Origin of the sequence: Paraburkholderia sp., assembly GCF_028283785.1 — a bacterium.
Taxonomy (GTDB): Bacteria; Pseudomonadota; Gammaproteobacteria; order Burkholderiales; family Burkholderiaceae; genus Paraburkholderia.
In genome coordinates this window covers 1,490,361-1,504,872 of the sequence record NZ_JAPWKB010000019.1, presented here as the reverse complement: position 1 = coordinate 1,504,872, position 14,512 = coordinate 1,490,361, and the positions used below count along the sequence as shown (strand labels likewise).

Here is a 14,512-nt window from a genome sequence, read left to right as displayed (position 1 = left end):
TTCGACACGGACCGGCGCGGTTCGGCGAGCACCCAGTTTAGTGTGTCATGCGCTTACCAGACCTTACCGCAGGTTATTGCGCGGCAAGATGTCCGGAGATGGAGCCGAAACCGGTTGAAGCAAGGGTAAGGCAAGGGCAGCGGCCGGTCACCGGCCACGGGCAAGGGCCGCCCATCTGCGGGTGCGCAATCAGCTGCGCGCCAGCACGACCACGCCGACCAGGATGATCGCAATCCCGACCAGCTTCTGCACCGACAGCACTTCGCCGAACAGATACCACGCGGCGAACGCATTGACGACATAGCCCAGCGACAGCATCGGATACGCGATCGACACATCGACCCGCGACAGGCCGATCACCCACACGCCGACGCTGATCACATAGCACGCCAGCCCGCCGACGATCGGCAACTGGGTGGCCAGCTTGAAGCCGATCGGCAGGATGTTCGCACGGGTGAATTCGAAGTGTCCAACGGCGTTTGTGCCGGCTTTCAGCAGCAACTGCGCACACGCGTTCAGCGACACGCCGGCCAGGATGCAGATCAGGGAAATCGGGTTCATCTAAACGTGTTTTCCGGTGTGATCGCGGCGACCCTCGGGGCGCCGCCGTCGATATTGGGCGAGGCGGGACGCCGCCTCGCGAGGACCGTTACGGCTGCGGCTTCTCGACGATCACGCGTCGCGAGTCGCGCGCGATCACCTGCATCGGCAAATGCTGCGCTGCAAACCTGTCATACGTCGACGCGGGCAGCAGCGCGACCGCGTAGCGCTCGGCCTTCCAGCGCTCGACCCATTCGTTGATCGTCGGTACCCATTTTTGCGGTTCGACCGTCACGCCAAACGTCAGTTCGTCCGCGTGTTCGACCATGATCGTCGTATGACGGACATAGAACGGCAACGTGTGATCCAGCACGCCCACCGAATAGAACGGCGTGTCGGGCGGCAGTTTCGCCAGCGCCTGGCGGACCGCCGGCGCGAGCGGCGCGCCGGAACTGAGGCGGCCGAACACGTCGTGACCGGTACCGGCGATGGTGCCCAGCAGCAGCCACGCGGTGCCGAACACGGCCACCGCGCCGACGATTCCCCGGCGTTCGCTGAAGCTGCGCCGCGCGAACCACAGCGCGATCAGCGTGAACACCAGCGCGACGCCCAGCGCGGCCCACACCCAGACGCGGAATTCGATGTAGAGCGCGGTCGGGTTGCGGGCGTCGCCGGCGCGCGACAGAAACGTCGCGCCGAACAGGCCTGCGACCAGAAACACCGCATAGCCCGCCAGATGGCGGCGCAGCGTCTGCGGCGCGACCAGCGGCAGGTACAGGCCGATCAGCAGCGCCAGCGCGGGGGCGATCGGCAACGTGTACGACAGCAGCTTCGAGTGCGACGCGCTGAAGAACAGGAAGATGAACGCGGACCAGACCAGCAGCAGGAGAGTCGGCGCGAAGCCGTTCGGCTGACGCGGCACGCGCAGCGCATGGCGCACGCTTTGCACGCTGACCGACAGCCACGGCAGGAAGCCGATCAGCAGCACCGGCACGAAGTAGTAGAACGCGCCCGGACGGTTCTGTTCAGGCGTCAGATAGCGCTTGAACTGCTGGACGATAAAGAAAAAGTTCAGGAATTCGGGGTTACGATCCTGCACCAGCACGAACCACGGTGTGGCGATCGCGAAAAACACGATCAACCCGCCGATCAGGTGCAGGCGCTTCCACAGCGCCCAGTCGCGCGCGACCAGCGTGTACAGCACCAGCACCGCGCCCGGCAGGATCAGCCCGACGAGGCCCTTCGACAACACCGCGAGCGCCATTGATCCCCAGCACACCCACATCCAGCCGCGTACCTGCGCGATGGGCAGGTTGGGGCGCTGCGCGAGCAGCAGCGCGCACATCGTCAGCTCCATCCAGAACGACAGGCCCATGTCGAGCGTGTTGAAGTGGCCCAGCAGGTTCCAGTACGGCGAGGTCGCCAGCACGATCGCGGCGAATACGCCGGTGGCTGCGTTGAACACGCGCGCGCCGGTATAGCCGATCAGCAGCACGCCGGCAAAGCCGGTCAGCGCCGTGTAGAGCCGCGCCTGCCATTCGCCGAGCCCGAACCACGCGAACGTCAGCGCGTTGGCCCAGGTTTGCAGCGGCGGCTTTTCGAAGTATTTGTAGCCGTTGTAGCGCGGCGTGATCCAGTCGCCGGTGGCGAACATCTCGCGCGCCATTTCGGCGTAGCGGCCTTCGTCGCTGGGCAGCAGATGACGCCAGCCGAGCGGCACGAACCAGATCACGGCGAGCGCCACCACCAGCAACAGGATGGCGGTGCGATTGAGCGGTAGCCGCAAAGGCGTATCGTTCATGAAGGTTTGCCTTGGTGTCGGCGCGCAGTCGCGCCGTTTGAGTTGTTCCTGGCCGCGAAGTGTACGCGAACGCTGTGGTCGCGCGGCGGCCCGCAGTATGGCAGCCGGCACTTAAGACACCCTTATGCGGGCGGGATTGCTGCGACGCGCCGGCGCGCGGTCAGCTTTCGATCAGCAACGCCGCGGCGACCTTGCGGCCTTCGGCCATCAGGATGTTATAGGTGCGGCAGGCCGCCTTGAAGTCCATCGTCTCGACGCCGATCCGTTTTGCGGCGAGCGCGGCGGTCAGGCGCGGGTGCGGAAAGCGTAGTTTCTGGCCGCTACCGAAGATCACGACTTCGGGCGCCGGCGCGATCAACATCGCGAAATGCTCGGCGCCCAGCGCGTCGAACGACGACACCGGCCATGCGACGACAGGCGTTTGGGGCATCACGAGGATGCTGCCGGTGTGACGCTGGAGATTGATTTCGACGTAGTCGGCGCCGTATGCGGTCACGGTGTTGAGGGCGCCGCTCGAATCCTGATGTAATTTCAAATTTGGTGTTCCGAAGGGGTCGTGAGGCGGCGGCGCGGGGCGCGCAAGCGTATAACAACGCTACGCGGCCCTCGCGCGCCGGGCGCAGCACGCGCCGGCCGGCTCGCCGATGCGCTTGGTGCATTGCGGAAGTCGGCCAAAATCCGCTAAATTATAACTTTTTAGCGGCTCGGCGGCGCCTGCGAAAGCTTTGCAGGACTGTCGCGCGAGATCCGTTTCCGCTTTTTTCGGGTCATTGTCGGCGCAATCCGCCGGGTCGCCCGGATTCAGACCGGTTTGCCGGAGCGCGCCCACCCGCCGCCGCCCGCCAGACTTTCGCGCCTGCCTCGCGCGTCGTTGGGTGCAACCCGCGCGCCGCTAGACCAGCCAAGCTCAATTACCCAGGATGAAGTGCCCGCCGTGAATCCGATTCTCAAATCCAACAAGCTGTTGAATGTTTGCTACGACATCCGCGGGCCGGTCCTCGAACACGCGAAGCGCCTCGAAGACGAAGGCCACCGGATCATCAAGCTGAATATCGGCAATCTCGCGCCGTTCGGTTTCGATGCGCCCGACGAGATCATTCAGGACATGATTCGCAATCTGCCGGGTTCGTCCGGCTATTCGGATTCGAAAGGCGTGTTCGCGGCGCGCAAGGCGGTGATGCACTACGCGCAGCAAAAGGGCGTGCGCGGCGTCGAACTGGACGATATTTATATTGGCAACGGCGCGTCGGAACTGATCGTGATGGCGATGCAAGGCCTGCTGAACGACGGCGACGAAGTCCTGCTGCCCGCGCCCGACTACCCGCTGTGGACGGCGGCCGTGAGCCTGTCGGGCGGCACGCCGGTGCATTACATCTGCGACGAAGCGAACCGCTGGATGCCCGACCCGGACGACATCCGCGCGAAAATCACGCCGAATACGCGGGCGCTGGTCGTGATCAACCCGAATAATCCGACGGGCGCGCTGTACTCGGACGACCTGCTGCGCGAACTGATCCAGATCGCGCGCGAACACGGCCTGATCATCTTCGCCGATGAGGTCTACGACAAGATCGTCTACGACGGCCGCGAGCACACCGCGATGGCCGCGTTGTCCGAAGACGTGCTGACCGTCACGTTCAACAGTCTTTCGAAAAGTTACCGTTCGTGCGGCTATCGCGCGGGCTGGATGTTCATTTCCGGGCTAACCGGCGACAACCGCCGTCGCGCGAAGGATTATTTCGAAGGCCTCGGTATTCTGGCTTCGATGCGCCTGTGCCCGAACGTGCCCGGCCAGTACGCGATCCAGACCGCGCTGGGCGGCTACCAGAGCATCAACGACCTGATCGTCCCCGGCGGTCGCCTGTACAAACAGCGCGAACTCGCGTATGACATGTTGACGGCGATCCCCGGCGTGACCTGCGTGAAGCCGGAAGCGGCGCTGTATATGTTCCCGCGCCTCGACCCGAAGATGTACCCGATCCAGAACGATCAGCAGTTCATTCTCGAACTGTTGCTGGAAGAGCGGGTGCTGCTGGTGCAGGGCAGCGGTTTCAACTGGAAGACGCCGGATCACTTCCGTGTCGTGTTCCTGCCGAACGTCGACGATCTCGCCGATTCGATCAACCGGATCGCGCGTTTCCTCGACGGCTACCGCAAACGTCACGCAGCCTGAACCTGCGGCCCGATCACGCGGCCCGATCCAGACACTTTTATTTTTAACCTACTAAGACACACGCTGCATGGAACCGATCAAAGTTGGACTGCTGGGCTTCGGCACGGTGGGCAGCGGCACCTTCACGGTACTGCGCCGCAATCAGGAAGAAATCAAACGTCGCGCGGGTCGCGGCATTGAGGTGACGCGCATTGCGGTGCGCAATCCGGCGAAGGCCACCACGGCGCTCGGCGATGCGGCCGGCTCCGTCGCGATTACCGACGACTTCGGTTCGGTGGTCGACGATCCGTCCATCGACATCGTCGCGGAAATGATCGGCGGCACGGGCATCGCGCGCGAACTCGTGCTGCGGGCGATCAAAAACCGCAAGCACGTGGTGACGGCCAACAAGGCGCTGCTCGCGGTGCACGGCACCGAAATCTTCGAAGCGGCGCGCGCCAACGGCGTGATGGTGTCGTTCGAGGCGGCGGTCGCCGGTGGCATTCCGATCATCAAGGCGCTGCGCGAAGGTCTGACCGCGAATCGTATCCAGTACATCGCCGGCATCATCAACGGCACGACCAACTACATCCTGTCGGAAATGCGCGATCGCGGTCTGGATTTCGCCACGGCATTGAAGGCCGCGCAGGAACTCGGTTACGCGGAAGCCGACCCGACCTTCGACATCGAAGGCGTGGACGCCGCGCACAAGGCGACCATCATGAGCGCGATCGCGTTCGGCGTGCCGGTGCAGTTCGACCGTGCGCATATCGAAGGCATCAGCAAGCTCGACGCGATCGACATCAAGTACGCGGAAGAACTCGGCTACCGGATCAAGCTGCTGGGCATCGCGCGTCGTGCGCAAACCGGCATCGAACTGCGCGTGCATCCCACGTTGATCCCGGAAAAGCGTCTGCTGGCGAATGTCGAAGGCGCGATGAACGCGGTCGTCGTGCATGGCGACGCGGTCGGCACGACGCTGTACTACGGCAAGGGCGCGGGCGCGGAGCCGACGGCGTCGGCGGTGGTCGCTGATCTGGTCGACGTGACGCGCCTGCATACGGCAGACCCGGAGCATCGCGTGCCGCATCTGGCGTTCCAGCCGGACAGCCTGTCGAACACGCCGATCCTGCCGATCGAAGAAGTGACGAGCGGCTACTACCTGCGCTTGCGCGTGGCCGACGTGACCGGCGTGCTGGCCGACATCACGCGCATCCTCGCCAACACAGGCATTTCGATCGACGCGTTGCTGCAGAAGGAATCGGAGCAGGTCGACGCGAACGGCAAGGGCGAAACCGACATCATCCTGATCACGCACGAAACGGTCGAAAAGAACGTGAACGCGGCGATCGCCACGATCGAAGCGCTGAAGACCGTGGTGTCGAAGGTCACGAAGCTGCGCATGGAATCGCTGAACTAGGCCGACTATGAACTACATCTCCACACGCGGCGCCGGTGCCGGCGAGCGTCATCTGTTTTCGGACATCCTGCTGGGCGGTCTCGCGAAAGACGGCGGTCTGTATCTGCCGGCCGAGTATCCGCGTGTCACCGCCGACGAACTGAGCCGCTGGCGCACGCTTTCGTACGCGGATCTCGCGTTCGAAATCCTGTCGAAATTCGCCGGCGACATTCCTGCCGACGACCTGCGCGAACTGACCCGCCGCACGTACACGGCGGCCACGTACTGCAACGTGCGCGACGACGAAAGCGCGTCGCAGATCACGCCGCTGAAGACGCTCGGCATTGAGGGTGACACGCAACTGTCGCTGCTCGAACTGTCCAACGGTCCGACGCTCGCGTTCAAGGACATGGCGATGCAGTTGATCGGCAACCTGTTCGAATACGCGCTGGCCAAACATGGCGACACGCTGAACATTCTCGGCGCGACCTCCGGCGACACCGGCAGCGCCGCCGAATACGCGATGCGCGGCAAGAAGGGCGTCAGCGTGTTCATGCTGTCGCCGCACAAGAAAATGAGCGCGTTCCAGACCGCGCAGATGTACAGCCTGCAAGACCCGAACATCCACAACATCGCGGTCGAAGGCGTGTTCGACGATTGCCAGGACATCGTCAAGGCAGTCTCGAACGATCACGCGTTCAAGGCGAAGCACAAGATCGGCACGGTCAATTCGATCAACTGGGCGCGCGTGGTCGCGCAGGTCGTCTACTACTTCAAGGGCTATTTCGCCGCGACGAAGTCGAACGGCGAGCGCGTGTCGTTCACCGTGCCGTCGGGCAATTTCGGCAACGTCTGCGCCGGGCATATCGCGCGCATGATGGGCTTGCCGATCGAGAAGCTCGTCGTCGCCACCAACGAAAACGACGTGCTCGACGAGTTCTTCCGCACGGGTGTGTATCGCGTGCGCAAGTCGGCGGAGACGTATCACACCACCAGCCCGAGCATGGATATTTCGAAGGCGTCGAACTTCGAACGTTTCGTGTTCGATCTGCTCGGCCGCGATTCGGCACGGGTGCTGCAACTGTTCCGCGACGTCGAGGAAAAGGGCGGTTTCGATCTGGCGGCAAGCGGCGATTTCGCTCGCGTGCAGCAGTTCGGTTTCGTGTCGGGTCGCAGCAGCCACGCCGACCGCGTCGATACGATTCGCGACGTGTTTCAGCGTTACGACACGATGATCGACACGCATACCGCCGACGGCGTGAAGGTTGCGCGCGAACATCTGCAAGCGGGCATTCCGATGATCGTTCTGGAAACCGCGCAGCCGGTCAAATTCGGCGAAACGATTCGCGAAGCGCTGTTGCGCGAGCCGGAGCGTCCGGCCGCGTTCTCCGGCATCGAGGCGTTGCCGCAGCGTTTCGACGTGTTGCCGGCGGACGCCGCGCGCGTGAAGGCGTACGTCGCCGAACACACCGGCGAATGAATTGCGCGCTCGCTGCGTCACGATCGGGATGATCCGGGCGTGACGCGGCGGCAGCGCCGTCGGAAGCCTCATCGGAAACGGCCATGGCCAGTTGTGCGAAAGCGCAATCTGCGTCATGGCCGTTCTGCTTTCGGCGAAGCCGATCCATCAGATGCGCTGGCCGTTCGGCCAGCGGTCCCCGCGTCGCGCGGCACGCCGCTACAATGATCTTTTCCGTCCCACGCGTATTCATCGATGTCGACGCCTCCCGCTCCCCGTGCTCCCATGCTGTCCACTGCCGACGCACTCGCCACCTTGCTTGGCGCCGCGCGCGCCATCGACGGCACTGAAACGCTGTCGACGCTCGACGCGCTGAATCGCGTGCTGGCTGTCGACGTCGTGTCGCCGCTAGACGTGCCGCCGATGCACACCAGTTCGATGGACGGCTACGCCGTGCGCACGGCGGATCTGACGCAGGGAACGGGCCGCTTGCCGGTCTCGCAGCGCATTCCGGCCGGCCACGCGCCGCAGCCGCTCGCAGCGGGTACGGCGGCGCGCATCTTTACGGGCGCCACCGTGCCGCCAGGCGCGGACGCGGTCGTGATGCAGGAGCAAGCCGAAGTCGCCGGTGACGAAGTGACGATCCTGCATCGACCGAATGCCGGCGAATGGATCACCGCGCAAGGTGCGGACATCCGCAGCGGCTCGGTGATCCTGCCCGCAGGGACGCGGCTGACGCCGCAGGCGTTGGGGCTGGCGGCGTCGGTCGGTTGCGCGGAATTGACCGTGCAGCGACGCGTGAAAGTGGCCGTGTTCTTTACCGGCGACGAATTGACGATGCCGGGCGACCCGCTCAAACCAGGCGCGATCTACAACTCGAACCGCTTCACGTTGCGCGGCCTGCTGGTGAACCTCGGTTGCGACGTCACCGATTACGGCATCGTCGCAGACCGGCTCGACGCGACGCGCGCCACGTTGCGCGACGCCGCGCAGGCTCACGACCTGATCCTGACGTGCGGCGGTGTGTCGGTCGGCGAGGAAGATCACGTGAAGCCTGCGGTCGAAGCGGAAGGCCGTCTGTCGATGTGGCAGATCGCGATGAAACCGGGCAAGCCGCTCGCGTTCGGCGCGGTACGACGACCGGCCAGCGATGGCGAAGCGCTCGCGGCGGAGCCGGCAACCGGCACTGACGCCACGCAAGCCACGCAAGCCACGAACGCCACGAACGCCACGAACGCCACGAACGCCACGAACACCGTGGCCGAAACCTTCTTTATCGGTTTGCCCGGCAATCCGGTATCGAGCTTCGTCACCTTTCTGCTGTTCGTCCGCCCGTTCCTGCTGCGTCTGGCGGGCGTGCGCACGGTCTCGCCGCGCGCGCTGTCGCTGCGCGCCGATTTCACGCAGCAAAAGGGCGATCGTCGTAACGAGTTTCTGCGCGCGCGCGTCAACGCGACTGGCGGGCTCGATCTGTTTCCGAACCAGAGTTCGGCGGTGTTGACCTCGACGGTCTGGGGCGACGGCCTGATCGACAATCCGCCCAATCACACCATCAGCGCCGGGGAAACCGTGCGTTTCATTCCCTTTTCCGAATTGCTGAACTGACGTCGGCGACAGCCGGCGTGCTCCGATATGAAGATTGAACTGCGATATTTTGCGAGCGTCCGCGAGGCGCTGGACAGCTCGGGCGAGACGGTCGATGTGCCCGACGGCATTGCGACGGTCGGCGACGTGCGCGGCTGGCTACGCGCGCGCGGCGGCGCGTGGGCGGAGACGCTCGCCGAAGGCCGTGCATTGCGGATGGCGTGCAATCACGAAATGACCCAGGCCAGCACGCGCATCACCGATGGCTGCGAGGTCGCTTTTTTCCCGCCCGTCACGGGTGGTTGAGCGCACAGCCATGACCATCCGTGTACAGACCGAAGATTTCGACCTCACCACCGAAGTGGCGGCGTTGCGCGCGCAGAATCCGAAGATCGGCGCGGTGGCGTGCTTCGTCGGCACGGTGCGCGATCTGAACGACGGCAGCGCCGTCGAGACGATGGAGCTCGAACACTATCCGGGCATGACGGAGAAATCGCTGGAGGCGATCGCGGGGCAGGCGCGTGAGCGCTGGGCGGGCATCGAGGTGCTGATCGTGCATCGGGTCGGCAAACTGTATCCACTCGATCAGATCGTGCTCGTCGCGACGACGGCCGCGCATCGCGGCGACGCTTTCGCATCGTGCGAATTCGTGATGGATTATCTGAAGACCGAGGCGCCGTTCTGGAAAAAGGAAAAGACCGACGCCGGAGAACGCTGGGTAGACGCGCGGCTCTCCGACGATCACGCCATCGCTAAGTGGAAATAAGCGCGACGGGCGTGTTTGACGCGGCCCGAACGCTCAGTCGTCGCCACGACCGATAATCTTCGCCGGAAACGGCTCGCCGCGCGCCCGGCCTGGATGTTCTTCGGACGGGTCGCGCGCGCGACGCGGCGCAATCCGTTCGAGCAATTCGATCTGCTCCGCCGGCACCACGTAATCCCATCCAAACTTGCTCAACTGCAGACTCTGCGCGATCCGCAACGCCGGTTCCATAAAGCGCACGGCTGCGGCGGGTTCGTATCGCGTCTCGACCGTGTCGAGAAACAGATAGAGCCAGCGGCTGAAATGGGCCGGCTCGATGCCTTCGAGCGGCTGATGCGCCTGCTGGACATTGCCACGATATTGCTTCGCGCCCAGCACGAGGCTGCCCCAGAACGTGCACATCTTCGGCAGATGCTCGTCCCAGCGGCCCGCAAGCCGTTGTTCGAAGGCCGGTCCTAGCAGCGCATCGGCGCGCACGCGGTCGTAAAACGCATAGACCAGCTCGCGGATATTGGATTCGGTGGGTTCGGACTGACGTTCGACCGTCGGTGCCGCAGGAAAGGAAGGGTTCATTCGCTCATCACCGGCAAACCGGTTCGCACCGGCACACACATCAAAAGTCATAACGGGCGCGCGCGGAACCTGCAACGCGCTGCGCGCCCGCCATCGCGGATTTCTCCCGGCATCTTATTGCCGAGCCGCACGAGCGACAAGCCTTCGGCCGGTCGGGTCATCCGTCGATTCGTCCGGGCTCGGGCAAGCCATTGCGCCAGATCAAGCCGGTCTCGTCAAAAAACGGGGTCGGCCGCTCGTATTTCCGGCTTCGCACACAATATGCGGAAGCGTGTCACGAGCCGCATAAACCGTCGTCGGCCGCGTCCTGCCGCGTCGTGCGAAAAACTTCGCGTCGCGTCCAAAAAAGTGCTTGAAACCAGCCAAAATCGCCTCATTTTGGAAGTAATTGAAATTGGAGGTCTCCTGATGAGAATCGACAAACTCACCACTAAATTCCAGGAAGCACTGTCAGACGCGCAAAGCATTGCGGTCGGTCAAGACAATCAGTATATCGAGCCACTTCACCTGCTCGCGGCGCTCGTCGCGCAACAGGACGGCTCGGCGCGTTCGTTGCTATCGCGTGCCGGCGTGCACGTGCAGGCGCTGCAAGGTTCGCTGAAAGAAGCCATTACCCGGCTGCCGCAGGTGCAGGGCGCGGGCGGAAACGTGCAACTCAGCCGCGACCTGATCGGCCTGCTCAATCAGGCGGACAAGGAAGCGCAGAAACTGAACGATACGTTCATCGCCAGCGAAATGTTCCTGCTCGCGGTCGCTGACGACAAAGGCGAAGCCGGTCGTCTGGCCCGTCAGCACGGCCTGTCGCGCAAGTCGCTCGAATCGGCCATCGCGGCGGTGCGCGGCGGCTCGCAGGTCCACAGCCAGGATGCCGAAAGCCAGCGCGAAGCGCTGAAAAAGTACACGGTGGATCTGACCGAGCGCGCCCGTGCGGGCAAGCTCGATCCGGTGATCGGCCGTGACGACGAAATCCGCCGTTCCATCCAGATCCTGCAACGCCGCACCAAGAACAATCCGGTGCTGATCGGCGAGCCGGGCGTGGGCAAGACCGCGATCGTCGAAGGGCTCGCGCAGCGCATCGTCAATGGCGAAGTGCCAGAAACCCTGAAGGGCAAGCGCGTGCTGTCGCTCGATATGGCGGCGCTGCTGGCCGGCGCGAAATATCGCGGCGAGTTCGAGGAACGTCTGAAAGCCGTGCTGAACGACATCGCGAAAGACGAAGGCCAGACCATCGTCTTTATCGACGAAATCCATACGATGGTCGGCGCGGGCAAGGCCGAAGGCGCGATGGACGCGGGCAACATGCTGAAGCCGGCGCTGTCGCGCGGCGAACTGCATTGCGTCGGCGCCACCACGCTCGACGAATATCGCAAGTACATCGAGAAAGATGCGGCGCTCGAACGCCGTTTCCAGAAGGTGCTGGTGGACGAACCGTCGGTCGAGGCAACCATCGCGATCCTGCGCGGTTTGCAGGAAAAGTATGAGCTGCATCACGGCGTCGATATTACGGACCCGGCTATCGTCGCGGCCGCGGAACTGTCGCAACGCTATATCACCGACCGTTTCCTGCCCGACAAGGCCATCGACCTGATCGACGAAGCCGCGTCGAAGATCAAGATGGAAATCGATTCGAAGCCGGAAGAGATGGATCGTCTCGATCGTCGCCTGATCCAGTTGAAGATCGAACGCGAAGCCGTCAAGAAGGAAAAGGACGAAGCGTCGCAAAAGCGTCTGCAACTGATCGAGGAAGAAATCGAGCGGCTGAACCGCGATTATTCCGACCTCGAAGAGATCTGGACCGCCGAAAAAGCAGCGGTGCAGGGCAGCGCGCAGTTGAAGGAAGAGATCGAGAAAACCCGTGCGGAAATCACGCGTTTGCAACGTGAAGGCAAGCTCGAAAAGGTGGCGGAACTGCAATACGGCAAGCTGCCGGGGCTCGAACAGCAACTGAAGGAAGTCACGCAGGCCGAAGCCGACGAGCAACACAATCCGACCCGTCCGCGTTTGTTGCGCACGCAGGTCGGCGCGGAGGAAATTGCGGAAGTCGTGTCGCGCGCAACGGGTATTCCGGTGTCGCGGATGATGCAGGGCGAGCGCGAAAAGCTGTTGCAGATCGAAGAGAAGCTGCACGAACGCGTGGTCGGTCAGGACGAAGCGATCAGCGCGGTCGCCGATGCGATCCGCCGTTCGCGTGCGGGTCTGTCGGATCCGAATCGTCCGTACGGTTCGTTCCTGTTCCTTGGGCCCACGGGTGTGGGCAAGACCGAGGTGTGCAAGGCGCTGGCGTCGTTCCTGTTCGATTCGGAAGACCATCTGATCCGTATCGACATGAGCGAGTTTATGGAGAAGCACAGCGTCGCGCGTCTGATCGGTGCGCCGCCGGGGTATGTCGGATACGAAGAAGGCGGTTATCTGACGGAAGCCGTGCGTCGCAAGCCGTATAGCGTGATCCTGCTCGACGAAGTCGAGAAGGCGCATCCGGATGTGTTCAACGTGCTGTTGCAGGTGCTCGACGACGGCCGGATGACGGACGGGCAAGGGCGCACCGTCGACTTCAAGAACACGGTGATCGTGATGACGTCGAACCTCGGGTCGCAGGTGATCCAGGCGATGGTCGGCGAGCCGCAGGAGTTGGTGAAGGACGCAGTGTGGGAAGAAGTGAAGCTGCATTTTCGCCCTGAATTCCTGAACCGGATCGACGACGTCGTGGTGTTCCACGCGCTCGACCGCAGCAATATCCAGTCGATCGCGAAGATCCAGTTGCAACGTCTGCACGAACGCCTCGCAAAGCTCGACATGCAGTTGATGGTGTCGGACGAAGCGCTCGAACTGATCGGCAAGGTTGGGTACGACCCGCTGTTTGGTGCGCGGCCGTTGAAGCGCGCGATCCAGCAGGAAATCGAAAATCCGGTCGCGAAGCTGATTCTCGCCGGCAAGTTCGGTCCGAAGGACGTGATTCCCGTCGAAGTGGAAGACGGCAAGCTGATGTTCGAACGGATCGTTCACTAAACGACAGCAGCATCGGCATGCTCGCTGTCTGACAGCGGGTGTCGCACGAAAAGGCAACGGAGCAATCCGTTGCCTTTTTTTATGCGCGAATCAAAAATGAATGTGCCGCGCCAAAGCTTTCAAAATGATAAAATCCATCAAAACGCAAGGATTTGATGATGAAGACCGAGATTACCGAATTTCACGAACTGGGCGTCGCGGTTCGCGCGGCGCGCAAAGCGCAGCATTTGCGTCAGGACGCGGCGGCGGCGGGTATCGGCGTCAGCGAGAGCTTTCTCGGCAAGGTCGAGAACGGCGCGGAAGGCGTGCACTGGGGCAAGCTGTTCAAGGTGCTCGACGGCTTGGGCGTGCGGGTGAGTGTCGATCTGCCGGACGATGCGGCAGCGCTCGTCGCCGATGAACAGCGCAAATTCCAGCGACGCCGTGCGCGGGTCGAGCAACGGGTCGCGCGTAAGGCGACGCTCAAGCAGAGCGTTTGAGTGGTTGAGCGTTGGCTGTCGTAGCAGTCGCGGCGGCTGCGAAGCGGCGACAGTGAAGAAACCCGCTCAGCAAACGCAATCACGCGAAGACCAGGCGGCGATCCGTCCGCCAAATGACAATGCCCCGTTCGGTGCAGCAGACGCTGCGTCGAACGGGGCATTTGCGTTTCCGGCGATCAACCGGTCAGTCAGTCAACCGGCCAGTCAGCGTCAGGCGCTGCCTTTGCCGAACAGGCTCGCGAGGCCGCCCAATGCGCCGAGCACCGTCGTCGAGTTGAGCTTGCCTTCTTCGGGCACATTGCCTTCGGGCGTCGCAGCGTTGACCACGTGCGGCAGCACTTGCGCGAGCATGCCCGTTACCTGGCTCGGGTCCACGCCCGCTTTCGCGGCGAGGTCGGTGACGGTGCTCGAACCGAGCACGTTGTGCAGCGCGTCGGCGGCGATCGGCTGGTTGTCGCCGTTGCTGACCCACGAACCGATCACGTCGCCGAGGCCCTTTTCCTTGAACTGCTGGATCAGGCCATTCAGGCCGCCCGGCTGGCTGTTGACGAATTCGAGCGCGGCGGCGATCAGCGCGGGTTGTCCGCCGCCACCTTCTGGCGTTTTCCCGACGAGGGATCCGAGGGTGTCGAGTAGGCTCATGACAGTCTCACTGAAATGCCGGCGAAACGACCGTGACGGCCGGCGGGTGAACGGGCCGCGTGTAAACGCGGCATCGATGACTGGCGCGCCGGAACGAGGTCCGGACGCACCGCG

At 63.3% G+C, this 14,512-nt stretch carries 13 protein-coding genes; 8 read left to right on the top strand and 5 right to left on the bottom strand.

Features of this window, described 5'->3' with window-relative positions; genetic code table 11:
• Positions 1–189: 189 nt before the first annotated feature.
• The 3 genes from PW947_RS28905 to PW947_RS28895 all read right to left on the bottom strand — a co-directional run bounded on the left by PW947_RS28905 (position 190) and on the right by PW947_RS28895 (position 2,876).
• Entirely contained in the window at positions 190–561 is a 372-nt protein-coding gene (locus PW947_RS28905; RefSeq protein WP_299635862.1) for an EamA family transporter, read from the bottom strand.
• A gap of 88 nt (positions 562–649) precedes the next feature.
• Positions 650–2,341, bottom strand: coding sequence for a glycosyltransferase family 39 protein (locus PW947_RS28900; protein ID WP_299635861.1), 1,692 nt, complete (start codon positions 2,339–2,341; stop codon positions 650–652).
• Positions 2,342–2,501: 160 nt separating this feature from the next.
• Complete coding sequence (locus PW947_RS28895; protein WP_299635860.1) at positions 2,502–2,876, bottom strand: Mth938-like domain-containing protein; 375 nt, start codon at positions 2,874–2,876, stop codon at positions 2,502–2,504.
• Positions 2,877–3,266: 390 nt separating this feature from the next.
• Between PW947_RS28895 and PW947_RS28890 the strand changes: the two genes are divergently transcribed.
• The 6 genes from PW947_RS28890 to PW947_RS28865 all read left to right on the top strand — a co-directional run bounded on the left by PW947_RS28890 (position 3,267) and on the right by PW947_RS28865 (position 9,701).
• Positions 3,267–4,514: a pyridoxal phosphate-dependent aminotransferase gene (locus PW947_RS28890; RefSeq protein WP_299635858.1), complete on the top strand. Its 1,248-nt coding sequence runs from the start codon at positions 3,267–3,269 to the stop codon at positions 4,512–4,514.
• 67 nt (positions 4,515–4,581) lie between these two features.
• Entirely contained in the window at positions 4,582–5,913 is a 1,332-nt protein-coding gene (locus PW947_RS28885) for a homoserine dehydrogenase (protein WP_299635857.1), read from the top strand.
• 7 nt (positions 5,914–5,920) lie between these two features.
• Positions 5,921–7,372, top strand: coding sequence for a threonine synthase (thrC, locus tag PW947_RS28880; protein ID WP_299635855.1), 1,452 nt, complete (start codon positions 5,921–5,923; stop codon positions 7,370–7,372).
• A 264-nt stretch (positions 7,373–7,636) separates the two neighbouring features.
• Positions 7,637–8,956, top strand: coding sequence for a molybdopterin molybdotransferase MoeA (locus PW947_RS28875; protein WP_299635853.1), 1,320 nt, complete (start codon positions 7,637–7,639; stop codon positions 8,954–8,956).
• Positions 8,957–8,983: 27 nt separating this feature from the next.
• Positions 8,984–9,241: a molybdopterin converting factor subunit 1 gene (moaD, locus tag PW947_RS28870; RefSeq protein ID WP_299635851.1), complete on the top strand. Its 258-nt coding sequence runs from the start codon at positions 8,984–8,986 to the stop codon at positions 9,239–9,241.
• 10 nt (positions 9,242–9,251) lie between these two features.
• Positions 9,252–9,701, top strand: coding sequence for a molybdenum cofactor biosynthesis protein MoaE (locus PW947_RS28865; RefSeq protein WP_299635849.1), 450 nt, complete (start codon positions 9,252–9,254; stop codon positions 9,699–9,701).
• Positions 9,702–9,734: 33 nt separating this feature from the next.
• Here PW947_RS28865 and PW947_RS28860 read toward each other — a convergent pair whose 3' ends face one another.
• Entirely contained in the window at positions 9,735–10,271 is a 537-nt protein-coding gene (locus PW947_RS28860; RefSeq protein WP_299635847.1) for a group III truncated hemoglobin, read from the bottom strand.
• Positions 10,272–10,679: 408 nt separating this feature from the next.
• On the opposite strand from PW947_RS28860, the gene clpB reads away from it, so the two are divergent.
• Together clpB and PW947_RS28850 are read left to right on the top strand one after the other, a co-directional pair.
• Positions 10,680–13,277, top strand: a complete 2,598-nt coding sequence (gene clpB, locus PW947_RS28855; RefSeq protein ID WP_299635845.1) for an ATP-dependent chaperone ClpB — start codon at positions 10,680–10,682, stop codon at positions 13,275–13,277.
• 155 nt (positions 13,278–13,432) lie between these two features.
• Positions 13,433–13,756 carry a helix-turn-helix domain-containing protein gene (locus PW947_RS28850; RefSeq protein WP_366146145.1) on the top strand — a complete coding sequence of 108 codons (324 nt, stop codon included), beginning with the start codon at positions 13,433–13,435 and terminating at the stop codon, positions 13,754–13,756.
• A 210-nt stretch (positions 13,757–13,966) separates the two neighbouring features.
• Here PW947_RS28850 and PW947_RS28845 read toward each other — a convergent pair whose 3' ends face one another.
• On the bottom strand, positions 13,967–14,398 hold the full coding sequence (locus PW947_RS28845) for a YidB family protein (RefSeq protein WP_299635843.1): 432 nt from the start codon (positions 14,396–14,398) through the stop codon (positions 13,967–13,969).
• Positions 14,399–14,512 lie beyond the last annotated feature (114 nt).

Excerpts from the sequence above, each read along its gene's own strand:
- PW947_RS28905 (WP_299635862.1), bottom strand. The coding sequence starts at position 561 with ATGAACCCGATTTCCCTGATCTGCATCCTGGCCGGCGTGTCGCTGAAC.
- PW947_RS28900 (WP_299635861.1), bottom strand. The coding sequence starts at position 2,341 with ATGAACGATACGCCTTTGCGGCTACCGCTCAATCGCACCGCCATCCTG.
- PW947_RS28885 (WP_299635857.1), top strand. The coding sequence starts at position 4,582 with ATGGAACCGATCAAAGTTGGACTGCTGGGCTTCGGCACGGTGGGCAGC.
- thrC (WP_299635855.1), top strand. The coding sequence starts at position 5,921 with ATGAACTACATCTCCACACGCGGCGCCGGTGCCGGCGAGCGTCATCTG.
- PW947_RS28875 (WP_299635853.1), top strand. The coding sequence starts at position 7,637 with ATGCTGTCCACTGCCGACGCACTCGCCACCTTGCTTGGCGCCGCGCGC.
- moaD (WP_299635851.1), top strand. The coding sequence starts at position 8,984 with ATGAAGATTGAACTGCGATATTTTGCGAGCGTCCGCGAGGCGCTGGAC.
- PW947_RS28865 (WP_299635849.1), top strand. The coding sequence starts at position 9,252 with ATGACCATCCGTGTACAGACCGAAGATTTCGACCTCACCACCGAAGTG.
- PW947_RS28860 (WP_299635847.1), bottom strand. The coding sequence starts at position 10,271 with ATGAACCCTTCCTTTCCTGCGGCACCGACGGTCGAACGTCAGTCCGAA.
- clpB (WP_299635845.1), top strand. The coding sequence starts at position 10,680 with ATGAGAATCGACAAACTCACCACTAAATTCCAGGAAGCACTGTCAGAC.
- PW947_RS28850 (WP_366146145.1), top strand. The coding sequence starts at position 13,433 with ATGATGAAGACCGAGATTACCGAATTTCACGAACTGGGCGTCGCGGTT.
- PW947_RS28845 (WP_299635843.1), bottom strand. The coding sequence starts at position 14,398 with ATGAGCCTACTCGACACCCTCGGATCCCTCGTCGGGAAAACGCCAGAA.